The sequence below is a fragment of the Vibrio sp. 2096 genome, assembly GCF_033339595.1.
Classification (GTDB): domain Bacteria; phylum Pseudomonadota; class Gammaproteobacteria; order Enterobacterales; family Vibrionaceae; genus Vibrio; species Vibrio alginolyticus.
Genome location: NZ_JAWOUX010000001.1, coordinates 681,461 through 707,691, shown reverse-complemented (window position 1 = coordinate 707,691; position 26,231 = coordinate 681,461). Strand labels below are relative to the sequence as shown.

At 48.2% G+C, this 26,231-nt stretch carries 5 protein-coding genes and 1 pseudogene; 2 read left to right on the top strand and 4 right to left on the bottom strand.

Features of this window, described 5'->3' with window-relative positions; genetic code table 11:
- Positions 1–54: 54 nt before the first annotated feature.
- Both R7Q41_RS03045 and R7Q41_RS03040 read left to right on the top strand, forming a co-directional pair.
- Positions 55–1,131 carry a PQQ-dependent sugar dehydrogenase gene (locus tag R7Q41_RS03045; RefSeq protein WP_169628796.1) on the top strand — a complete coding sequence of 359 codons (1,077 nt, stop codon included), beginning with the start codon at positions 55–57 and terminating at the stop codon, positions 1,129–1,131.
- Between the two features lie 143 nt (positions 1,132–1,274).
- Positions 1,275–1,889 carry an HAD-IA family hydrolase gene (locus R7Q41_RS03040; RefSeq protein ID WP_318144348.1) on the top strand — a complete coding sequence of 205 codons (615 nt, stop codon included), beginning with the start codon at positions 1,275–1,277 and terminating at the stop codon, positions 1,887–1,889.
- A 107-nt stretch (positions 1,890–1,996) separates the two neighbouring features.
- Here the strand turns inward: R7Q41_RS03040 and R7Q41_RS03035 are convergent, their stop codons facing one another.
- The 4 genes and pseudogenes from R7Q41_RS03035 to R7Q41_RS03020 all read right to left on the bottom strand — a co-directional run bounded on the left by R7Q41_RS03035 (position 1,997) and on the right by R7Q41_RS03020 (position 26,084).
- Complete coding sequence (locus tag R7Q41_RS03035; RefSeq protein ID WP_005388254.1) at positions 1,997–2,476, bottom strand: Dps family protein; 480 nt, start codon at positions 2,474–2,476, stop codon at positions 1,997–1,999.
- 300 nt (positions 2,477–2,776) lie between these two features.
- Positions 2,777–4,777 (bottom strand): annotated as a pseudogene (locus R7Q41_RS03030) (methyl-accepting chemotaxis protein).
- 121 nt (positions 4,778–4,898) lie between these two features.
- Complete coding sequence (locus tag R7Q41_RS03025; protein ID WP_005375589.1) at positions 4,899–5,252, bottom strand: hypothetical protein; 354 nt, start codon at positions 5,250–5,252, stop codon at positions 4,899–4,901.
- A gap of 432 nt (positions 5,253–5,684) precedes the next feature.
- The gene (locus tag R7Q41_RS03020) at positions 5,685–26,084 is read right to left on the bottom strand and encodes a tandem-95 repeat protein (RefSeq protein ID WP_318144347.1); all 20,400 of its coding nucleotides are present in this window, start codon (positions 26,082–26,084) and stop codon (positions 5,685–5,687) included.
- Between the last annotated feature and the right edge of the window lie 147 nt (positions 26,085–26,231).

Here is a 26,231-nt window from a genome sequence, read left to right as displayed (position 1 = left end):
TAGTCTTTTAGTGTTAGCTTTTAAGTATTAACACGATTCATATTGGAAGGAACCATGAGAACGATTGCTGCCACCCTACTCGCTTGTTTATCCTTTTCTGCCAACACTGCCGAATACCGCGCCAACGAAGTGGCGAGTGGATTTCAGATCCCTTGGGGGATCGAGTTCTTAGATAATCAACGCGTTATCGTCAATCAAAAGAACGGTACGGTTTCGTTGCTGGATATCACCACAGGCAAACCTCAAAAGCTGTTTAACGTCCCCGATGTGAACACCAGTGGACAAGCCGGCTTATTGGATGTTGCGCTCGCACCGAATGCCGATACGCAAAACCCGCAACTCTTCTTTACCTACAGCAAGCGCACAAGTAAAGGCAATACGGTGGCGTTAGCGACGGCGCAATTGCAAAACAATCAACTTGTGGGTTGGAACGATCTCTTTGTTGCTGATGCCATCACCGACACGGGTCGCCACTACGGCAGTCGAATTTCATTTGTAGACGATAAAGTTTACTTCTCAATCGGTGACCGTGGCGAACGTGATAATGGGCAAGACAGTCAAACCCATGCTGGTAGTATTGTGCGCCTTAACCTTGATGGTTCGGTTCCGCAAGACAACCCATTCAAACCTTCCCAAGCTCGTCCTGAGATATGGAGTTACGGGCACCGCAACCCACAAGGTATGTTTTACGACGAAGCAACAAAACAGCTGTGGTCTATTGAACATGGACCACGCGGCGGCGATGAAATTAATCTAATCAAGAAAGGCGCGAACTACGGCTGGGCAAAAGTCTCTCATGGTAAAGAATATTGGGGTCCGTTGGACGTCGGTGAAGCTAAGTCGTTACCGGGAATGGAAGATCCCAAGCTGGTATACGTCCCTTCTATCGCACCCAGTAATATGATTTTGTACCGTGGTGATAAATACCCAGAGTTGGACGGAAAAATCCTCGCCGGTGCCTTGAAGCTGGCGCACATCAACGTGGTTTCTATTGAGAATGGCAAGCTCACCGAATCAAAAAGATTGATGGAGAATCTTGGTGAGCGAGTAAGAGATATAACCATCAGCCCCGATGGTTATATCTACTTTTCTACCGACAGCGGCAAAATCTTTCGTCTTGAGGAAAGGTAATCAAACACTAAAATCGTTAAGACTATTTAATTTGTGACGTACTAGTGATTTATTTTCGTACAATCTAAGCAGAAGAATCTAAACTTAACAATAACCTTTTGTTTTTTTAAAACGATAGTTCGGTTAAGTTGTACGAGGTCATTATGATTCCATTCCCTTTACAGCTCGATAAAATTAAAGCCGTGGTGTTTGATTTAGACAACACCTTGGTGAGTTCTGATATGAACTTCGGCGAATTGCGACAACAGTTAGGTTGTCCGCAGAGTGAAGATCTATTGGATTTTGTCGACGCACTTGAGCACCCTCATCATCGAGAGCACGCTCATAACGTGATATTTGATTACGAGATTTCTGATGCTGAGCAGTCTGCTCCAATGATTGGCTGCCATGAATTGCTCGCCCACTTGCATCAAAATGAAATCAAACCCGCTATCGTGACGCGCAACTGCCAAATCGCCACGCTGCGCAAACTAGAGCACAACCAAATCTCTGTGGAGCGAGTCATCACTCGTGAATGCTTCCCGCCCAAGCCAGACCCATTGTCTTTGCAGGTGTTGGCGAAAGAGTGGCGTTTGATGCCGGATGAAGTGCTTTATGTCGGCGATTACCTTTATGACTTACAGGCAGCGTATAACGCGCAGATGCCCTCTTGCCTTGTGCACCATGGGAATCAAGAAACCTTCAATGACTCAGCCTCGTTGGCGCTTAATGAACTCAGTGATTTATTGAGCCGTTTCGAATCCTTACCACGCAAATAAAGCACACATATAAAATACGCAAACAAAAAAAGGGGCACCAACGTGCCCCTTATGACTTATTCCCGATTGTTTCATGCGTTCCCAAGGTTGCTTGGGTGATGCGCTGCTTAGCCTTGTAGGTAAGCGTTAAGCATCCACATTAATTTTTCTTGCTCACGGATGTAGTCACCCATCAATGCCGCTGTACCTTCGTCATCTGCTTCACCCGCGTTTTGTAGAATCTCACGCTGTTTTAGAAGTAGAACGCTAAAGCCTTGAACCAGACCTTGTACACACTCCTCACCAGAAGTCGCGTTTTGATGTTCTTTAATTTCACTTGCTTCCAAGTAGTTGCTGAATGCGTGCGCTGGCGTGTGACCTAAAGTTAGAATACGCTCTGCAAGCTCATCGATTTTTGTTTGTAGATCAGTGTAGATCTCTTCAAATTTTACGTGCAGTTCGAAGAATTGCGCACCTTTAATGTTCCAGTGGTAACCGCGAGAGTTCATGTACAACACTTGGTAATGCGCTAGCAGTTGATTTAACTGTTGAGCTAGTTGTGCTGATTGTTCGCTGTCTAGACCAATTAGGCTTACTTGTTTGTTCATAATCTTGCTCCTAGAAGGATGATACCAACCGTAGTAATGAACGATTCTCTTACCGAGATTGGTATAAAGTTTAAAAATTCTTTTGCAGTATTTGCTGCCGATGGAGTCATATTACGACTCCAGCTCGGTGAAGAAAATTTGGTTTTAACTATGATTTAAATAGCTAAATCCAATGAGCAAGTAGACGAATATCGGCGTATCATCCAACAAAAAGCCCCAACCCTTTTTGTGTAAAAAGGATTGGGGCTTTTTTACTATTTGGTTAACGTTCAAAAGTAGATGAACAGACGTAAACCTTATCTACGCCGTTTTAAAAGTTGCCATCTGTTGATTCAGCTCGGTAACTTGCTCTTTTACTTGCAATGATGTCTCTGATGAACGTTGGCTGTTATTCGAAACCTCATCCACTGATTGAGTAATACCGGACATCAATCCAGTGATCGAGTTGGTCGCATGAGATTGCTGCTCTGCCGCTGCCGCAAGTTCTGCCATTTGTTCATTCAAAGAACCAATTTGTTCAGTAGTGACAAGCAAACGAGTTACCGCTTTTTCAATGTGCTCAGCGCCCTGCTCCGCAAGTGATTGGCTGTGTTCAATCTCCTCAACCACCGAATTGGTCGAGCGTTGAATCGCATTGATAATGCCGTTTATTTCTGTCGTCGATTGAGTAGTGCGAGTCGCTAACATACGTACTTCGTCCGCCACAACCGCAAAGCCTCGCCCTTGGTCACCTGCGCGCGCTGCTTCTATCGCGGCATTCAATGCCAGTAAGTTAGTTTGTTCTGCTAAGCCTTCAATCACCTCTGTAACTCGACCAATGGCTTCGCTCTCTTTGCTTAACTGCGTCACTTGCGTGCTCGCGGTTTCAATGCTGCCATGTAAGCTTTCCATGGTGACTTTGTTTTGCTCTAGTGCATCGCGACCTTGTTCAATCTCGCCTTTTGAATCAGAAAGCTTCTGCACCGATTGGTTGGCTTGATCTAGGGTGTTACGCGCGGCTAAAGCGATTTCATCCAATTGCCTTCCCATTTCAACAATGCTGGTCTGTTGCTGTTCCACATTCGATGAGGTGACTTGCGCCGATTCCAACAAAGCCCCCATGCTGGTATCCACTTGGTGCGCTTTCTCACTCACCCCTGCGACGATGCTCGCTAACGATTGGTTCATGCGGTTAATCGAATCGGTAAGGTCTGCCAATTCATCTTTCCCAACAACAGTGAGCGGAGGCTGAGAAACGTCTCCTGAAGCGATCGTCTTTGCACGCTCCGATAAGTTTTTCACTCGGCGACCAATGGTGTTGCCCATGTATTTTGAAATCGCTACTGCGGCAAACAAAACTAATGCTGCTGCAATCAACATAGTGGTCAGTACGTTCTTGATCGACTGATTAATACCCTGTCCACTTTGATCAGCACGACTTTGCTGAGCCAATACAATCGTTTCTAAACTTTGGTCTAGTGCATCCGCTGCTGGCAACAGTTCATTCGCCATTAACAAGTTTGATTCGTTCCATTCTGGCGATTGACGCAATGCAATCACCTGCTCTGCTAAAGGAAAGTACAGTTGCTGCATTTCTTTAAACAGTGACCACAGTGATTGGTCGTTATCGGTAAGTCTGTCGAGTTTGCTGTCGATTTCCGCCACGGACTGATTGTGGTACTTAATCAAGTCGTGGTATTTGTCCAAATGCTCTTGCTGCCCGTACAACAGGAAATCTCGCAAAGCAGACAGTGCATTGGCAAGGGAGGTATAACTGTCGGCGTAGACTTTAAACAAACGCTTTCTGTCTCCACCAAATGGATTTCCCGACTCTTCATTGATTAAGCTTTGAAGCTGGTCAAGTGCCACTTCTGCAATGGGTGCCGCTTCGTTAATAAAGAGGTTGTGTGCGGGTAAGTTCTCATCACTGTGGCTAAGTTCAATCAGCTTGTTCAAAGAGACTTTTACCGCGTCCCACTGGCTTTGGATCGCTTGAAAATCCTGTTCAGAGATCAACGCCTGCAACGTCGGAAGTGACTCGTCTGTAGATGCCATGATATTGCGTACGTCCTAACTCAGACGTGCACTCGCCTCTTCATCGCCACCTAGCAACATGTAGGCTCGAATCGAGGACAGCGACGCTTGAACGGACTGTTGGATACCGCGACTGGTGTCGACGGTCGGTAAATCGGATTTAAGTAACGAAGAGGCGTATTGCTCTACGGTAGTGACGTTGCGATACGTGAATACCGCTGATGCCATAAAAAGTACGGCTAGCAGCACAAAACTGAGCTGCAACTTCCCTGATATCGTAAGGTTCATCCATAAACTCCTGACAACGATGAGCCTTAAATATAACGATGTTTACAAAAATGTTAAATACGGGTATCAAAAGTTACTAAGAAAACCATGTAAACCACTATTTCAAGCCAAGAAATGGGACTTATTCGAAGTATGGTATGCGCTCACTACGTAAAATCAGATAATTAACGTAAGTGGTTTCTAAGCAGTCTTGCTCCCACAACGAGAGAATCCGCTTGGTGGCAAAGTAGTAATCTTTATTACGCAGTAGCACGCCCACCGTACGGCTGAGCTGCTCAAAGCGCTGTTGCTCATTAGCAGAGATGTAATTGTCTTCATTCTGAATGATGGGCGCCAATCCATCAGCAAACCAATTGTTCAGAATTTCACGCATCTCAAGCTCTGACTCCGGCACATCGATACTCGACAACTCTCGATGCTGTGGTGGTGGCACTATGTACTTCGATGCTTTTGGCGAACTGACATAACGGTACATGTCGCTCCTCCTTGTAAATGACTCTTATACCCAAGTGACTTCAAGATGCAGGATTCAGAGCGTTGTCATTGATTCGGGGTCAAGGAAAACAACGCAGCGTAATAGTCAGCTCTTTCCAAGTTGTTTGACACAGAAACCGAGTCAATGACACGCTCCCGAAGGGCGAGCTGTCTTGGTTTGTATACTTTGTTGTCGATTCTTGATTTAGACCCACTAGACCTTTAAATCGCCGCCGCGTCTACAAACCAAGCCATTCTCGCTGAACCTAACATCTCGAGGTTACTTGGGTATAAACTAGCTAAGAATACTTTTTTCAATTTCCAAGTTTTTTTCTACAGCTCATAGAAAGAAGCCCAACAAAAAAGCCATGCAAAGTAGGCTCTGCATGGCTTTGGTTCGGGCAGCAATGACACTGCCCTTGTCTAGGACTGGTTACATTGAGCTTTGATCTAAATCGTTGCCTTGGTCAGTACCCGTTTGAGTATCCGAGTCGAAGCTGCCAGAGTCATCCGTGAAGTCGACACCTTGCTCTTGACCTCCCGCACTTGTCCAGTCGCTGCCGCCAGATTCCATACCCGCCATGTCTGGTTGCTGATCTTGAGCAGAACCTTGCATGGTGTATTGATCATCGACTTCAACTTCAACTGTGCCACTCGCACCTTCTACTGCGCTGCCCAATTCGTCGTAACCTTGGAATTGGATTTCGCTCGTACCTTCGTAACCTTCTGGTAGGTCAACTGATACTGGTTGGTTGAGGTTGCCACTTAATGTGAAGCTACCATCGCCATTATCCAGTGCGTTGCTTACCGATGCACCATCAGGTAGACCGGACATTTCTGCATAATCCACCGATTCGTTACCACTGACCTCATCTGGAACCGAGATAGAAATAGTATCGCCTGGTGCTGCAGTCACATCAGCTGCGCTCTCCTCTTCACTGTCTGCACCGTTTGCTGCTTGCTCTTCAGGCCGTTGCGCTTCGCCAACTTGCTGCTCTGCTGATGCTTGAGCAGTTTGGATTTGTGGCTCGTCGCTTTGCGCTGAATCGTCCGCAACTTGGATGCTCAGATTCTGAGTCAATACTTCACCATTGTCGTTGACCTGAACATCCATAGCCAAATTGCCATCGAAGTCATCGTTCGGCCAGTATGTCCACTCTTCATCACCTGATTTCGCAAAGAAACCAGCATCGTTTGCATCGGCGACATCCAACACTTCTGCAGAAGGGCTAATGCCAAGTTCATCAATCAACTGCGCTTCCGTTAGTGTTAGTGAACCATCATCAGCCAGTGCGTAGCCTTCGCTGGTTGTGGTTTCACCTTCACCTTGGATGTCGACATTGAAGAAGCTCTCAATGCGGTTTTCACCGTCAGTTGCAATGAAGCCAACTTGAACATCTCCGGTGTAGCCTTCTGCTGGTGTGAATTGGTAGTTACCTTGGTTATCGGTCTCTATCACACCTTGACCTTCCATTAGGCTCACTGACTCAATGCTCAAGCTGTCGCCTTCTGCATCGCTCAAGGTCGATAGCATGTCATCATTGGTGAACGACAAGGTGCCATCCGCTGCCATTTCTGTGGTAGAAATGCTGTCGATTTCTGGTGAAGCATTCTCTTGTGGTGCGTCTTCTTTCACGACCACGCCTGTTTGCTCATCATGAAGCACACCGTCTTTATCAATCACGTAAGCGATATCCGCTTCACCCGTAAAGCCTGGTGCTGGATTGAATGTCCATGTGCCATCACCGTTATCGACAATTTCACCTTGGCTGCGATCAGCTAGGTGAACGAATTTCACTTCATCACCCGCGTCAGCGTCCACATTCTCTGCCAATCCGATTAGGTCATCTGCGGTTAGTACAACTGGCTCACCCGCTAAGGTTTCGAAGTCACCTGAATCGATGCCATCTTCGAACTCTTCTGGCTCGTCACCATAATCCACCGTTGTTGCGGTCACGGTTACGAAGAACTCGCCATTAAAGTCAGCCGGAGGCGTCATTTGCAGGTCTGAGATATCCCACTCGTTCAAGTCGATGTATTGACCCGGTTCCGTGATGGTAACGGTGTTCACACCATCCGTAACTTCGAAGCCAACAGGGAAACCAGTCATCACTAGGTTACTTAGCGTTTCTGAATCGTCGATCAGACCGACATTCAAGCCTAGGTGACCTGTTTCGTCCTCACCGAAGACTAACGGACCATCATGGTCGGTTGTGATGACTGCGCCATCGGCAACAGGGCGAACAAACACTGGTACATCAAGTACCGTCTCAAACTCACCGTCACTTACCACAACTTGCAAGTCAGAAACCCCTGCAAAATCGCCAGTCGGTGTGAATGTCCAAGTACCGTCACCGTTGTCCGTTACCTCACCACCATCTTCACCTTCTGCGGTGATAATGCGTGATACGACTAGGTTTTCAGTGTCGATATCGCCGAACAAGTTCATCAAGTCGCCAGCGTCGAAGGTGAATGCGCCATCCTCGTCGGTTGCCATAAAGGCATTACCCACATTGAATGGAGCATCGTTGACTGGAATGACATCCACATTCAACGAGCCTTCAACCACTTCTTCACCATCCGTCGCGGTGTAGCCCAGTTCCACCAAACCATTGAAGTCTTGAGTGGTCACCAAGTGGTACATACCATCTGGTTGTTGGGTTAATGTCGCGTTTGCAGGAGCACGAACCGTGATGCTTTCTACGCTGATTTCGTCACCATCAAGATCCGTAACTTGATCAGCGATGTAAGCTGGGTCAATCACCATGACCACATCTTCTTCGCCTTGCATCTGGATGGTTGGCGCTTCTGGTGCATCGTTAACCGCTTCGACGTTTAGATTGCCTTCAACCGGCGTAACTAAATCACCATCGCTGACGCCGAACGACATTGGCACATCACCATTGAAGTTCTCAGCCGGAGTGAATGACCAAGTACCATCACCGTTGTCTAGCAAGTCACCGTATTGCTCATCAATCACTAAGTCGACAGCAGACAGTTCGTCGTAGGTGTTATCGATGTCTGTCGCGTTAACAAGCAACATGTCCTGCGTGATAAGAATGGTGGTATCTTCGGTGCCAGCAATATTCACTGGCGTTGATTGCGGCGCATCGTTAATTGGGTTCACCGTTAGGTCGACGCCCACTTCCACGCTCGCACCATCGTTATCAATCAAGTCGAAGCTTAGGTCGATATCGCCATTGAAGTTCGCATCAGGCGTAATCGTAAAGCTACCATCTTGGTTCTCAACAACGGTTGCATTGGCTACCGCGGTTAAGTTCACTGCTTCTAGATTATCGCTGTCTACGTCACCCGCTTGAGCCAGTAACTGCTCTTGACTCAATGTGATTGAACCGTCTTCATCGACGCTGTAAGCCAAGTCGCCAGATACCGGAGCATCGTTGACTGGCAATACATCAATGTTCGCGTTGGTTGTCGCAGTTGCACCGTCTTCATCAGCGACGACTACGTCTAGGCTTACGCCACCGTTGAAGTTTTCATTTGGTGCGAAGCTGTAAGTGCCATCGTCATTCGCCGTTAGAATGCCGTCGTTACCACTGTAAGAGACGCTTTCTAGGCTCACGTCGCCTTCCACATCGCTTGATTGCGCTAGCAGTTGCTCTTCCGTGAAGATAATGACTTCGTCTTCATTGACAGAGTAACTTGTCGCACCTGCGATTGGTGGATCGTTCACCTCAAGAACGGTAATACCCGCAGTGGTTGAGTCTGTCGCACCCTCTTCATCGACAACTACAACGTCTAGGCTGACCTCGCCATTGAAGTTCTCGTTTGGAGAGAAGGTGTACGTACCATCACCATTGTCTTGGAACACGCCATCTGCGCCGCTGTAGCTGACACTATCAATCGCGACTTCGCCTTCGACGTCAGATGAGTTAGCCAATAACTGCTCGTTACTGATGGTGATCGAATTGTCTTCATGCACCGTGTAAGACGTGCTGCCTGCAACCGGTGGATCGTTCTCTGGCGTCACGCTTACGTCGATATTTGCGGTCACGGTATCCGTGCCATCAGAAACATCGAAGGTAAAGTTCACATCACCATTGAAGTTCTCGTTTGGAGCAAAGCTGTAGGTACCATCACCGTTATCGGTTAGGACACCATCGGCACCAGTGTAATTGACACCTTCTACCGATAGGTCATCACCATCAATATCCGTTGCGCCATCAAGCAGATCTTGGTCAGTGAAGGTCAACACACAATCTTCACCAATAGTGAACGCTTGATCTTCTGGCTGCGGCAAGTCATTAACTGGGTTAACCGTTAGGTCCGCCGTTGCAACGATAGTATCGCTGCCATCGTTGATATCGAACGTGATATCAATGTCGCCATTAAAGTTCGCGTCAGGCGTAATGGTAAAGCTACCATCGTCATTAGCCGTAACCGTCGCATCACCGTCAACCACTAGGTTAGAAGCGGTTAGTGCATCACCTTCTACATCCGTTGCTTGTGCCAACAATTGTTCTTGGCTTAGCGTGATTGAGTTGTCTTCGTCGACACTGTAAGCCAAGTCACCCGATACTGGAGCATCATTGATTGGCAGAACATCAATGTTTGCCGTCGTCGAAGCGGTCGCACCATCTTCGTCCACGACTACAACATCAAGGTTCACTTCACCATTGAAGTTTTGGTTTGGTGCAAAGCTGAACGTACCATCACCATTGTCGGTAAAGATACCTTCGCTGCCACTGTAGCTCACGCTATCTAGTGCTACCTCACCTTCAATATCGGAAGAGTTTGCCAACAACTGTTCTGCACTGATGGTGATGACTTCATCTTCATCAATGGTGTAACTGGTTGTGCCTGCGATTGGCGGATCGTTCACCTCAAGTACCGTGATACCTGCGGTAGTTGAATCCGTCGCGCCATCTTCGTCGATTACAACAACATCTAGGCTCACTTCGCCATTGAAGTTCTCGTTTGGCGAGAAGGTGTACGTGCCATCACCGTTGATTTCCAGCACACCATCGTTACCGCTATAGCTCACGCTATCAATCGATACATCACCTTCAATATCCGATGAGTTCGCTAGTAGCTGTTCATCACTGATGGTGATCGAGTTATCTTCATGCACTGTGTAAGACGTGCTGCCTGCCACTGGTGGATCATTCTCTGGCGTCACACTCACATCGATATTCGCGGTCACGGTGTCCGTGCCATCGGAAACATCGAAGGTAAAGTTTACGTCGCCATTGAAGTTTTCGTTCGGTGCGAAGCTGTATGTGCCATCGCCATTGTCAGTAAGAACACCGTCCGCGCCAGTGTATGTGACACCTTCTACCGATAGGTCATCGCCATCGATATCGGTTGCACCATCCAACAGGTCTTGATCAGTAAAGGTCAACACGCCATCTTCACCAATGGTGAACGCTTGATCTTCTGGCTGCGGTAAGTCATTAACTGGGTTAACCGTTAGGTCAGCCGTTGCAACGATAGTATCGCTGCCATCGTTGATATCGAACGTGATATCAATGTCGCCATTGAAGTTCGCGTCAGGCGTGATAGTAAAGCTACCATCGTCATTAGCCGTAACCGTCGCATCACCATCAACCACTAGGTTGGAAGCGGTTAGTGCATCAGCTTCTACATCCGATGCTTGAGCCAACAATTGTTCTTGGCTTAGCGTGATTGAGTTGTCTTCGTCGACACTGTAAGCCAAATCACCCGATACTGGAGCATCATTGATAGGCAGAACATCAATGTTTGCCGTCGTCGAAGCGGTCGCACCATCTTCGTCCACGACTACAACATCAAGATTCACTTCACCATTGAAGTTTTGATTTGGTGCAAAGCTGAACGTACCATCACCATTGTCGGTAAAGATACCTTCGCTGCCACTGTAGCTCACGCTATCTAGTGCTACCTCACCTTCAATATCGGAAGAGTTTGCCAACAACTGTTCTGCACTGATGGTGATGACTTCATCTTCATCAATGGTGTAACTGGTTGTGCCTGCGATTGGTGGATCGTTCACCTCAAGAACGGTAATTCCCGCTGTTGTTGTATCAACCGCGCCGTCCTCGTCAACCACTACAACATCAAGGCTAACATCGCCTGTAAAGTTTTCGTTTGGTGAGAAGGTGTAAGTACCATCGCCATTAATTTCTAGCACACCGTCGCTACCGCTGTAGCTCACGCTGCTGATCGCAACATCACCCTCGATATCAGACGAATTAGCCAGTAGTTGCTCATCACTAATGGTGATCGAGTTGTCTTCATGCACTGTGTAAGACGTGCTGCCCGCAACTGGTGGATCGTTCTCTGGCGTAACTGTTACATCGATATTTGCCGTCACGGTATCCGCGCCATCGGAAACATCGAAAGTGAAGTTCACATCGCCATTGAAGTTCTCATTCGGTGCGAAGCTGTAAGTGCCGTCACCATTGTCGGTGAGAACACCGTCTGCACCTGTGTAAGTCACGCCTTCAACTGTTAGGTTGTCACCTTCTACATCCGTCGCGCCTGTTAACAAGTCAGCATCGGTGAAGGTAAGAAGACCGTCCTCACCCACAGTGAACGCTTGATCTTGTGGCTCTGGTGCGTCATTGACTGGCGTTACCGTTAAGTCGAGACCAGCCGCAACCACTTCTTCGCCATCCGTGACATCGTAACTAAACTCAATGTCACCGTAGAAGTTCTCGCTCGGAGTAATGGTGAAGCTGCCATCCTCGTTCATTTCAACCGTTGCATTTTCATCATTGGTGCTTAGGTTGATCGCACTTAAGTCATCGCCATCGATATCAACAGCGTGCTCCAGTAACTGCTCTTGAGTTAGCGTAATGCTATTGTCTTCGGCAGTGACTGCGCTGATATCACCCGTCACTTCTGGTGCATCATTGGTTGGCGAGATATGAATCGTCACATCTTGCGTCGCTGTCGCTGTGGTTCCGGTATCAACATCTGTAGAGGTTGCATTCACGGTTAACGTCACATCGCCGTTGAAGTCCGCAGAAGGGATAAACTCTAGTCCTTCTAGCTCGCCTGGTTGTAGTGACCAAGTACCATCACCATTATCAACACCCGCTGATAATGAGCTGCCTTCTGGCACATCTTCAATCAAGATAGCGAGGTTTTCTGAACCATCGGTATCGGTCAATGCTGCATCGATATCAAGCGGCACTGGTGTATCTTCGGTACCAATGATTTGGTAATCCGCGTCCGCTACCGTGATTTCAATGTTGTCGATGCCGAATGACTCGTCAGGAATACTTTGGTTTAGCGTAGAACCAAAGCCTAACTGAAGCTGACCGTCTTCCACCGGAACGGTTAAGTTCACTTGGTGTGCTTGGTCGTTCCAACCACTGAAGCCTTCACGTTGAGAGGCTCCGTGGATCACTTCACCCACTTCATTACCATCTGAGTCGTAAAGCGTTGTCGTACCATCTTGAGTACGGAACGCGGAGTTCTCCAAGGTGGTTAGCTGTTCGCCGCCGACAAAGATTTGGAACGACTCGCCATCCCAAGAATCGATTTCGTAGAAGCTAAACGAGATATTCACTTCATTGACATCGCTTGGGATATCGTAAGTTTTGCTGACCGCTTCATCACCGCCAGTGCCGCCAATACGACCCAGCATGTCGCCTGTTTCGAAACCTTGTGAACTTTCAGTATTCGCGTTCCAACCGTTCGAGCCAGACTCGAAGTTATCAGAGGCAATTACCAAGTCCGAAGCAATCGACAACTCTGGCATATCAACCACAGATTGAACATCAATGTTCGCTTCTGCAGGAACCGTTGCAGTGCCATCGTTGACATCAAACGTCACGTTCACGTTGCCGTCGAAGTTTTCGTTTGGTGCGAAGGTGTAAGTGCCGTCACCGTTATCAACCAAGGTACCGCTGTCAGAGGCAACGTTTTCAACCGTTAAGTTATCACCATCGATATCACCTGCATTTTGCAGCAGTTGCTCTTCAGTGAAGGTGAAGCTGGTATCCTCTTGCGTGACGAACTGTGGCTGACCAACCGTTGGTAGGTCATTCACTGGGTTCACAGTCAGATCGGCAGTCGCTTGAATGGTTGCATCACCGTCCGTAATGTCGAAGCTCAGATCAATGTCGTCATTGAAGTCCGCATCTGGTGTGATAGTGAAGCTACCATCGTCATTCGCAACAACGGTCGCATTGCCATCAACTGTCAGGTTCGATGCGGTTAGGTCATCACCATCCACGTCGCCGGCTTGAGCAAGAAGTTGCTCTTGGCTGAGAGTGATAGAACCATCTTCATCCACGCTGTAAGCCAAATCACCTGATACCGGAGCATCATTGATTGGCAATACATCGATGCTTGCATTGGTTGCTACCGTTGCACCATCTTCATCAGTCACAACCACATCAAGGCTGACATCACCGTTGAAGTTTTCGTTTGGCGCGAAGCTGAATGTGCCATCGCCGTTGTCAGTAAAGATACCGTCGGAGCCGCTGTAGCTGACGCTATCAATCGCCACCTCACCTTCAACATCAGAAGCATTCGCCAATAGCTGCTCAGAGCTAATGGTGATGACTTCATCTTCGTTTACTGAGTAGCTGGTCGCGCCTGCGATTGGTGGGTCGTTCACCTCAAGAACAGTAATGCCAGCGGTGGTTGAGTCCGTCGCACCGTCTTCATCTACCACGACAACATCTAGGCTCACTTCACCATTGAAGTTCTCGTTTGGCGAGAAGGTGTAAGTGCCGTCACCATTGTCCTGGAACACGCCATCTGCGCCACTGTAGCTCACGCTGTCGATTGCTACTTCGCCTTCGACATCAGATGAGTTAGCCAATAACTGCTCGTTACTGATGGTGATCGAATTGTCTTCATGCACTGTGTAAGACGTGCTACCTGCCACCGGTGGATCGTTCTCTGGTGTGACTGTCACATCGATATTCGCGGTCACGGTATCCGTGCCATCGGAAACATCGAAGGTGAAGTTCACGTCGCCATTGAAGTTTTCGTTTGGAGCGAAGCTGTATGTGCCATCGCCATTGTCAGTTAGGACACCGTCCGCACCTGTGTAAGTGACGCCCTCAACAGATAAGTCATCGCCATCAATGTCCGTTGCACCATCAAGCAGGTCTTGATCAGTGAAGGTCAACACGCCATCTTCACCAATGGTGAACGCTTGATCTTCTGGCTGCGGCAAGTCATTAACTGGGTTAACGGTTAGGTCAGCCGTTGCAACAATAGTATCGCTGCCATCGTTGATATCGAACGTGATATCAATATCACCATTAAAGTTCGCATCAGGCGTAATGGTGAAGCTGCCATCATCGTTTGCCGTGACAGTTGCATCACCGTCAACCACTAGGTTAGTCGCGGTTAGCGCGTCGCCTTCTACATCCGATGCTTGAGCAAGAAGCTGCTCTTGGCTTAGCGTAATTGAATTGTCTTCATCGACACTGTAAGCCAAGTTGCTCGATACTGGCGCATCGTTGATTGGCAATACATCGATGTTTGCATCAGTTGCCGCAGTTGCACCGTCTTCATCAACAACCACAACATCTAGGCTAACATTGCCATCGAAGTTGGCGTTTGGTGCGAAGCTGAATGTACCGTCACCGTTGTCAGTAAAGATACCGTCGGAACCGCTGTAGCTCACGCTATCAATCGCAACTTCACCTTCAACGTCAGAAGCGTTCGCCAACAGCTGTTCAGAGCTAATGGTGATAACTTCGTCTTCGTTTACTGAGTAGCTAGTCGCGCCTGCGATTGGTGGATCGTTCACCTCAAGTACTGTAATACCTGCGGTAGTTGAATCCGTCGCACCGTCTTCATCGACCACGACAACATCTAGGCTCACTTCGCCATTGAAGTTCTCGTTTGGCGAGAAGGTGTACGTACCGTCACCATTGTCTTGGAACACACCATCTGTGCCGCTGTAGCTGACGCTATCAACCGCTACATCTCCTTCGACGTCAGATGAATTCGCCAGTAACTGCTCGTCACTAATGGTGATCGAGTTGTCTTCATGCACTGTGTAAGACGTGCTGCCTGCCACCGGTGGATCGTTCTCTGGCGTGACTGTCACATCGATATTCGCGGTCACGGTATCCGTGCCATCGGAAACATCGAAGGTAAAGTTCACGTCGCCATTGAAGTTTTCGTTTGGCGCGAAGCTGTAAGTGCCATCACCATTGTCGGTTAGAACACCATCTGCGCCAGTGTAAGACACACTTTCTACCGATAGGTCATCGCCATCGATATCCGTTGCGCCATCAAGCAGATCTTCATCAGTGAACAGCAAGACGCCATCTTCACCAATGGTGAACGCTTGATCTTCTGGTTGTGGTAGGTCGTTAACTGGATTAACCGTTAGGTCAGCCGTTGCAACAATAGTGTCGGTGCCGTCGTTGATGTCGAACGTGATATCAATGTCACCATTGAAGTTCGCATCAGGCGTGATGGTGAAGCTGCCATCATCGTTTGCCGTGACCGTTGCATCACCGTCAACCACTAGGTTAGATGCGGTTAGCGCGTCGCCTTCTACATCCGATGCTTGAGCAAGAAGCTGTTCTTGGCTTAGCGTAATTGAATTGTCTTCATCGACACTGTAAGCCAAGTTGCCCGATACTGGCGCATCGTTGATTGGCAATACATCGATGTTTGCGTTAGTTGCCGCAGTTGCACCGTCTTCATCAACAACCACAACATCTAGGCTGACATCGCCATCGAAGTTGGCGTTTGGTGCGAAGCTGAATGTACCGTCACCGTTATCGGTAAAGATACCGTCGGAGCCGCTGTAGCTGACGCTATCAATCGCAACTTCACCTTCAACATCAGAAGCGTTCGCCAATAGCTGTTCAGAGCTAATGGTGATGACTTCGTCTTCGTTCACTGAGTAGCTAGTCGCACCTGCGATTGGTGGATCGTTCACCTCAAGAACAGTAATGCCAGCGGTGGTTGAGTCCGTCGCACCGTCTTCATCGACCACGACAACATCTAGGCTCACTTCGCCATTGAAGTTCTCGTTTGGCGAGAAGGTGTACGTACCGTCACCATTGTCTTGGAACACACCATCTGTGCCGCTGTAGCTCACGCTATCAATCGCCACTTCGCCTTCTATATCAGACGAGTTAGCCAACAGCTGTTCGTTACTAATGGTGATCGAGTTGTCTTCATGCACTGTGTAAGATGTGCTACCTGCCACTGGTGGATCGTTCTCTGGTGTGACTGTCACATCGATATTCGCAGTCACGGTGTCCGTGCCATCGGAAACATCGAAGGTGAAGTTCACATCACCATTGAAGTTCTCATTCGGTGCGAAGCTATATGTACCATCGCCATTGTCAGTAAGAACACCGTCTGCGCCTGTGTAAGTGACGCCCTCAACAGATAGGTCATCCCCTTCAATGTCGGTAGCGCCTGTTAGCAGATCCGCATCAGTAAAGGTCAGCACACCATCTTCACCAACAGTGAACGCTTGATCTTGTGGTTCAGGCGCATCATTAACTGGTGACACCAATAACTCAAGGTTGGTTGAGACAACATCATCGCCGTCAGACACATCAAACGTAAAGGTGATATCACCATTAAAGTCCGCATCTGGCGTTAAGGTGTAAGTACCGTCGCCATTGTCTGTGATGGTGATGTTTTCATCATCCGTTGCCAAATTCAGCGCTGTCAGTTGGTCTCCATCCAAGTCACGCGCATTAGCAAGCAAATCTTCTTGCGTAATTAGGATTGAACCATCTTCTTCAACCATCGCTGAAACAGGCAATGCTTCAGGTGCATGTTCAATATGGGCACCTGTTGCATTGACGTAGATGGTTTGAGAAACGGTTTCAGAATCATTATTTGATAGCTCTGTTGCCGTTGCCGTTACATTGATTTCTAGCTGTTGGTTAAAGTCTTCTGGCAATTGAATCTGTAGCTCTTGTTCAATTGCTGTGGTTGGAAGCGTTACAGAACCATCTGGTCCTACTGTTACTTCACCGCTGTAGATCTGGCTGTTCACTTCACCGACATCAATAGTGAAGTTGAAGTCGGTGTAATCGGCATCGCCGCCACCGTAAAGATCTTCAAAGCCGTAAACCAGTTCACCGTCTTCGTTCACGGTAGTTCGGGTATGTTCAATGCCATCTTGGTTGAGCTCTGAGCTTGAACCACCATGGAAGACTGCATCACCGAATTGGCTTTGAATCACGGTTTCAGAACCATCAGCACCAACAAACACGAGTTGCGGGTCAACTGTATCCATGTTCGCAGGAGAGCCATCTGCCGCACGGAACTCGTACTGACCATCTTGCATGGATGCAAAGTCATTGAAGTTATGACCGTTAGGAATCAAGAATAGGTTGAAGCTTTCCCCTTCCGAGATTTGGAAGCTGAACTGATCTTGTCCCGGAACGAGGTCACCGCCACCGCCAACTTGAGAAGCGTTTTCGTACACCACTTCAACGCCAGTGATGTTGCCATTTTCATCGACTTTGTAGTAACCCGCTGTGTTTTGGTAACCCGCGGTTTCACCTTCAAACGTAACCGTGATTTCAGTATCGTTGAAACTGGTGATACCGTTGTCTTGATCGTTAAGTACCCCTTCGTTGTCGTAGCTGATCACCGAACCTTCTGGAACACCATCCACTGTCACAGTCAGTGTTTCTGACAAATCTTGGTCAACCAATGCTGCAGCGATGTTCACTTCAACAATACCGCCTGGCTCAACCAAGATCGCTTGGTCATCCACGTTTCGACCATCGCCATCAGTGATGACTAGGTCTGGCGCATCTGCCACGGCTTCGATATGGACATTAATGTCTTGCTCAACTTCATCAGTACCGTCAGAAACCGTAAAGCTGAATTGCAAGTCACCACTGAAGTGCTCTTCTGGTACGAAGCTAAATGTACCGTCACCGTTGTCCGTTACAGTACCTTCATCCCCCGAGTAGTTAATGCTGGTAACGGTGAGGTCATCACCATCAATATCAATCGCACCACTTAGCAGATCTTCTTGCGTGAACAGGATGCTGCCATCCTCTTCAATGTGGTACATGCCAGGCGCAACAATTGGAATGTCATTGACTGGGTTCACCGTCAATGTCATTTCATTGGCAACACTCAATTCACCATCGCTCACTTCATAAGTAAACTCGATGTCTCCATTGAAGTGCTGTGAAGGCGTAACAGTAAAGGTGCCGTCACCGTTATCCACGATAGAGGCATTCGGATCATTGGTTTCTAGTGCCGTTGCGTATAGGTCATCACCATCTTGATCGCTGGCGTTTTCAAGCAGCATTTCTTGCGTCACGAGGATAGAGCCATCCTCGTCCACGTCTGCCACGATTGGTGCTGCTTCTGGTGCGTCGTTGACGAACTCAACTTTCAAGTCGATGTTTGCCGCCACCACATCGGTGCCATCGCTCACATCAAACGTGAGGTCAACATTACCAAAGAAGCCCTGCTCTGGCGTTAACGTGTAAGTGCCATCGCCATTGTCTGTCACTTGAACCGTGTCGCTTAAACTCGTCACGTTCACAACAGATAAATCATCGCCTTCGATGTCCGTCGCTTGAGCCAGCAGCTCTGCTTCAGTAATCGTGATAGCCTCGCCATCTTCTGTAGTGAAGGACAAATCAGGTACATCTGGCAGGTCGTTCACTGGGTTAACGGTGAGGTTTAGATCCGCAGCGACGGTTTCAATCGCGTCAGTTACGTCATAAGTAAATTCGATTTCACCAAAGAAGTTTTCGCTCGGTGTAATCGTGAAGCTACCATCAGCGTTCTCAACGATGGTTGCATTAGGATCGTTGGTCGACAGGTTCACCGCTTCAAGGTTGTCACCATCCACGTCCGTCGCGTTCGCTAACAAGTCTTCTTGAGTGATGGTAATTGAGCCATCTTCATCAACGACCGCATCAACTGGACCGCTAACCTCTGGACCTTCGTTGACGATCTCAACATCGATCTTCGCGGTGCTTGGTGCACTTGCTTGACCATCGCTGATGTCGAAGGTCAAGTTCACTTCACCGTAGAAGTTCGAAGTTGGCTCGAAGGTAAAGGTGTTGTCGCCGTTGTCTGTCAACGTACCTTGTGACTGGTCAACAAGCAGTAGATTCTCGATATGCAGAATGTCGCCATCCACATCGGTCGCACCTGATAGTAGGTCTTTTGCTTCGATGATGATGGTGCCGTTTTCTAGCATTTGAGTATGCAGCGGCGCACCAGGAACTGGCACATCATTAACCGGAATAACGGTCAGATCTAGATGGGTATCGACTTCATCGGTGCCATCGAAGACTTTGTAGTCGATGTCGACTTCACCATTGAAGTTTTCATTCGGCATAAATGTGTAAGTACCGTCGCCATTGTCGACAAGCTCACCGTTATCACCGCTGTAAGAGATATCAGAGATAGACAGCACATCGCCTTCCACATCACTTGCATTCGCAAGCAGATCGTCCGCGCTAAACGTAATGCCCACATCCTCATCAGTCGACAACACAATCGGACCAGAAACAATTGGCGCATCGTTTACTGCTTCGAAGTTGATGTTGATGATGTTGTCGTCAGTGAGTTCACCATCTGTAACTTGGTAACCAAGCTCAATCTCACCGTAGAAGTTCTCATCTGGTATAACTGTCCATGTACCATCGCCGTTGTCGGTTAACGTAGCGTGCTCCGCGTTATCCCCCACCAGCTCAAGGTTTTGAATATCAAGAACATCGCTATCGATATCACTCGCTTGTGCTAAAAGCTGTTCTTCTGTGATAACCACAGAGGCAAACTGCGTAGAACCTTCGGTATCAATGGTCACATTTGGCAGATCAGCCGTCAGTTCGATTTCACTGTCACCTTCACGGATATTCAGTTCTACCGTTTCAGTGATTTCCGTGCCGTCCACGCCAATAGAAGTGAACACCGCTTCATCATGACAAGTTTGCGATACCGTCATGTTTTGAACCACGTAAGTACCGTTACCTTGAATCGTACCTAGCTCAAAGTAAGATACCGGCTCGTTCACCGTTAGGGTGTAATCCGTCTCATAGCTACCACGATCTTCTTTGTGGTAAGTCATCGAGTCGATCAAGTCACCATCAGAGTTGAATGCGCGAATTTCGACTTCGGTAAAGTGGCGAGACTCTTCCATAAACCAGCCGCCTAGACCATCTAGGTGGAAGCTGATTTCGTTGATGTCTTGACCTTCAACGGTCACAGTTAGTTTTTCATCACCACTCAAGCCTTGGCGGTCAGTATCGCCAATACCATGCCCAATGTGTGTGTTACCATTCCACGCACCAAGCGGATCATCATTACTCTGCACCGTGACGGTCAAATCACCATCAGTGAACTGGCGAGTATATGGGTCAATTTCATCACCCCAATCATCAACACTTGCATTGTCATCAAAGGTACCGATTTGAGTGGTATGCGTACCGTTCGCCAACGCATCATCATTTGGAATGAAGCGCACTTCCGTGTCTGCAGGCACCTCCTGCCCGACTTCTAGCTGTACCCATTCGTCATTTAGATTCGCTTCAATGATGCCGTTTTCAGGCGCTTGGTCGAGACGTAAAGCAGGCTCTTCACGCAGAGAAACACCCACTGTTTGGTCTTCTTCCGCTTGAATAAAGATCTCGTCGCCCGCTTCTGGCGCATCGTTGACAGGATTAACGGTCAGATCCAACGTGGTCAGAACATCATTTTCGCCATCGCTGATGTTGTAAGTGAAGTCCAACTCACCATTGAAGTTTTCCGTATGCGTAATGGTGAATGAACCATCATCGTTGGCTACGATCGTCGCATCCGGGTCATTGGTTTGTAGATTGCTGGCAACAAGGTCATCTCCTTCAATATCTGTCGCATTCGCAAGCAACTGTTCTTGCGTGATGGTAATGGCGTTATCTTCATCCACCTCAGCTTGAATGCCTGACGTTTCTGGTGCATCGTTCACCGCGATAACATCGATGCCTGCGGTTGTTGTATCCGTTGCACCATCTTGGTCGATGACCGTAACGTCGAGCGAAATGTTACCGTCAAAGTTCTCATTTGGCGTAAAGGTATATGTGCCGTCGCCATTGTCCACGAAGCTACCGTCGTTACCAGAGTAGCTAACATTCGCCAAGGCTACATCGCCTTCCACATCAGAAGAGTTGGCTAACAACTGCTCGTCACTAATGGTGATTTGACCATCTTCTTGAACCGTGTAAGACGTAGAACCTGCCACCGGAGGATCGTTCACTGGAGTCACACTGACATCAATGAATGCCGGTGTTGAACCTGTGCCGTCAGACACATCGAATGTGAACTGAACATCACCGTTGAAGTTCTCATTCGGCGCAAAGCTATAAGTGCCATCACCATTGTCGGTAAGTACACCATCCACACCGGTGTAGAGAACGTTTTCGATAGACAGATCATCGCCATCAATATCCGATGCGCCTTCCAATAGGTCTGCATCCGTGAACAGCAAGGTGCCATCTTCTTCTACCGTGAACTGTTGATCTTGCGCTTGTGGCAAGTCATTCACAGGATTAACCGTAATATCCAGACCAACTTGTACCGAGCCACCATCGTTATCAATGATATCGAAGGTCAGATCTAGGTCGCCGTTGTAGTTTTCATCCGGTGTGATGGTGTAACTGCCATCATCGTTGTATTGAATTGTCGCGTTGTCATCTGTCGATAGATTGATGGCTTCAAGGTTCTCGCTATCAATATCGCCCGCTTTGGCAAGCAACTGCTCTTGGCTTAGCGTGATTGAGCTGTCTTCGTTGATGGTGTAAGCCAAATCACCCGATACTGGTGGATCGTTGATTGGCAATACATCGACATTGATGTGCGTATCAACGGTTGCCCCATTCTCATCTTGAATGGTCACATCCAACTGAACTTGACCATTGAAGTTCTCGTTTGGCGCAAAGCTGCAAGTACCATCGCCATTGACGGTAAAGATACCATCCGAACCTTCATAGCTGATGCCAACAAGCTCTACATCACCCTCGATATCAGATGCGTTGGCAAGAATTTGTGACTCACTGAATGTCAGTACTGAATCTTCATCAATCGTGTAAGACGTTGGACCCGCAACGGGAGGATCATTCACTTCAATGACCGTAATGCCTGCGGTCGTTTCGTCAATCGCACCTTGCTCATCCGCCACAATCACATCAAGGCTGATATCACCGCTGAAGTTCTCATTTGGCATGAAGGTGTAAGTGCCGTCACCGTTGTCTTGGAATACGCCATCGGTGCCTGAATAGGTCACGCTATCGATGGACACTGCGCCTTCCACATCCGAAGAGTTAGCCAGAAGCTGCTCGTCAGAAATGGTAATCGCGTTGTCTTCATCAACCATGTAAGACGTTGCACCCGCAACCGGAGGATCATTGACTGGAGTGACGCTCACGTCCACATTTGCTGGTACGGTCTCAGTGCCGTCAGAAACACCAAAGCTAAAGCTGACATCACCGTTGAAGTTTTCGTTTGGTGCAAAGGTGTAAGTACCATCACCGTGGTCAGTCAGCACACCATCGCTGCCTGTGTAGCTAATGCCATCAACCGTTAAGTTATCGCCATCGATGTCGGTCGCGCCAGCAAGCAAGTCTGCGTCAGTAAACTGAAGCGTGCCGTCTTCTTCAACACTAAACTGCTGGTCTTGAGGAACAGGAAGATCGTTAACCGGATTAACCGTTAGATCCGCCGTTGCTTGGATAGTGTCTGTGCCGTCCGTAATGTTGAATTGGATATCAATGTCACCATTAAAGTCCGCATCTGGCGTAATCGTGAAGCTGCCATCATCGTTCGCTGTAACGGTTGCGTTTCCATCGACAGTCAAATCGCTAGCAGTCAGGTCATCGCCCTCAATATCAGACGCTTGAGAAAGAAGCTGCTCTTGGCTGAGTGTAATCGCACCGTCTTCATCAACGCTGTAAGCCAAATCACCCGATACTGGCGCATCATTGATTGGCAATACATTCACATTGATGACGGTATCAACTTCTGCCCCATCCTCATCTCGAATGGTCACATCAAGTTGAACTTGTCCGTTAAAGTTCTCGTTTGGCGCGAAGCTGCACGTACCATCATCGTTAACGGTGAAAATGCCATCCGGACCATCGTATCTAATACCAACAAGCTCTACGTCGCCTTCCACATCAGAGGCATTCAGCAGCACTTGCGACTCACTAAAGGTCAGAACAGAATCTTCATCAATGGTGTAAGAAGTTGGTCCTGCGACTGGTGGATCATTCACTTCCAGCACCGTAATGCCAGCAGTGGTGACATCCGTTGAGCCTTCTTCATCAGCGACGACAACATCAAGCGTCACTTCACCATTAAAGTTTTCATTTGGAGAGAAGGTGTACGTACCGTCTCCATTGATTTGCAACACACCATCGCTGCCAGAGTAGCTCACGCTATCAATCGAGACATCCCCTTCTAAATCCGAAGAGTTTGCCAACAGTTGCGCGTCAGAAATGGTAATAGAGTTATCTTCGTGAACCGTGTAAGACGTTGAACCAGCCACCGGAGGATCATTCACCGGCGTAACGCTCACATCTACATTCGCTGAAACTGTATCTGTGCCATCAGACACGTCGAAGCTGAAGTTTAAATCACCGTTGAAGTTCTCATTTGGCGCAAAGCTATACGTGCCATCGCCATTGTCAGTTAGAACGCCGTCGGTGCCTTCATAGCTGATTCCCGTTACAGAAAGGTCATCGCCTTCAATGTCGGTAGCACCTGCAAGCAGATCCGCATCAGTAAATTGCAGTGTGCCGTCCTCTTCCACACTGAATTGTTGATCTTGAGGAACAGGCAGATCGTTGATTGGATTAACGGTTAGGTCAGCGGTTGCTTGAACGGTATTCGTGCCATCTGAGATATCAAAGCTAATGTCGATATCACCGTTGAAATCTGCGTCCGGCGTGATGGTGAAGCTACCATCGTCATTTTGAGTCACCGTCGCGTTGCCATCTACCGAAAGGTTAGAAGCCGTCAGTGCATCGCCTTCCACATCGGAAGCTTGCGACAACAACTGCTCTTGGCTCAAACGAATCGAGCCATCTTCGTCCACCGAGTAAGCAAGATTGCCAGACACTGGCGCATCATCGACTGGTGTGACGCTTACATCAATGTTGGCAGAAACCGTATCTGTGCCATCGGATACATCAAAGCTGAAGTTCACATCACCATTGAAATTTTCATTTGGCGCAAAAGTGTAAGTCCCATTGCCGTTGTCGGTCAGGATGCCATCGCTACCGTCGTAGCTCACACCTTCAACTGTTAGGTTATCGCCTTCAATATCCGTTGCGCCAGTAAGCAGGTCTGCGTCCGTAAAGATCAGCGTGCCATCTTCTTCCACGCTGAACTGCTGGTCTTGAGGAACCGGCAAATCGTTTATTGGGTTAACGGTTAGATCAGCGGTTGCTTGAACGGTATTCGTGCCATCGGAAATATCGAAGCTGATGTCGATATCACCGTTGAAATCTGCGTCCGGCGTGATGGTGAAGCTACCATCGTCATTTTGAGTCACCGTCGCATTGCCATCTACCGAAAGGTTAGACGCCGTCAGTGCATCGCCTTCCACATCGGAAGCTTGCGACAACAACTGCTCTTGGCTCAAACGAATCGAGCCATCTTCATCCACCGAGTAAGCAAGATTGCCAGATACTGGTGCGTCATCGACTGGTGTGACGCTTACATCAATGTTGGCAGAAACCGTATCTGTACCGTCGGACACATCAAAGCTGAAGTTCACATCGCCATTGAAGTTTTCATTTGGCGCGAAAGTGTAAGTCCCATTACCGTTATCGGTCAGGATGCCGTCGCCACCATCGTAACTTACACCTTCAACTGTGAGGTTATCGCCTTCAATATCCGTTGCGCCAGCAAGCAGGTCAGCATCGGTGAAGATCAGAGTGCCATCCTCTTCAATCTCAAAGGTTTTATCTTCAGGCACTGGTGCGTCATTGATTGGACGAACAGTTAAATCAATCGAACTAGAAATGGTTTCTTGACCATCACTGATATCAAACGTTAAGTCGAGTTCACCATTAAAATCAGCTTCAGGTGTGACGGTATAAGTGCCATCACCATTATCCACAACGGATGCATTAGCACCCACTTGCACGTTAAATGCGGCAAGATCATCGCCATCAACATCACTCGCGTACCCGAGAAGTTGTTCTTGAGTGAAGGTAATAGTGCCATCTTCATCCATGATGTATGCCAGATCTTGCCCTACTTCTGGCGCGTCATTTTCACCTTCGACTTTAATTTGGAACGTCTCGCTCGTAGTTTCGGAGTCGAAATCGTCTTCTACTTGCGTCGTGGTTTCTTCGCTGGTGTCTTGTACATCCACCGCGAAGCTCTCTTCAGTGGTTTCTGAATCTAGCTCGTCACCACCTTGAGAACCTTCAGAGTCTGAAGAAGCACTTGGCGCAGATGAAGTTTGTACCGCTTGTCCTTGCGCTTCATTGCCTTCTGCGTCCGAACCACCTTCAGAGCCAGAGGCATCACCACCACCGACCGCTTGGGCACCCGCCCCAGAATCCGAACCACCGCTGCCCAGAGCCTCGTCACCTGATTCTCCGCTAGAAGCTACACTATCAACAACATTGGATTGTGCAGCGTCAGAGTCGCTGCTACTTTCAGTATCCTCTTCTTGAACTGCGCCACCCGAGCTCACTGCTTCTTCTTCCGTACCCGCGCCACTAGGATTTTCTTCCATCGCACGATTGGCTTCATCAACAGCATCTGCACTTTCAGCACCAGTCGCTACAGTCGAAGAGACGGTCGACTGCTGTTTTTCTTCTTTTGTCCCCGTATCCTTCGTTTCTGTTTGCTCTACCGCATCGTTAAGCTTTTCATTGTCTTTTTCTTGATTAGTGTCGCCTGCCATTACAGCCTCCGTTGCTTTTAGCTAACTGATCGTATTTAGAGGCAGTAAAGGACACCATTTTTAGAAACCAACTTTTTTATACAACTTTTTTCATACCTTTCGAGTTCCATAAAAACAAAAAAATTTGAAAACCCAGTATAAAGATCC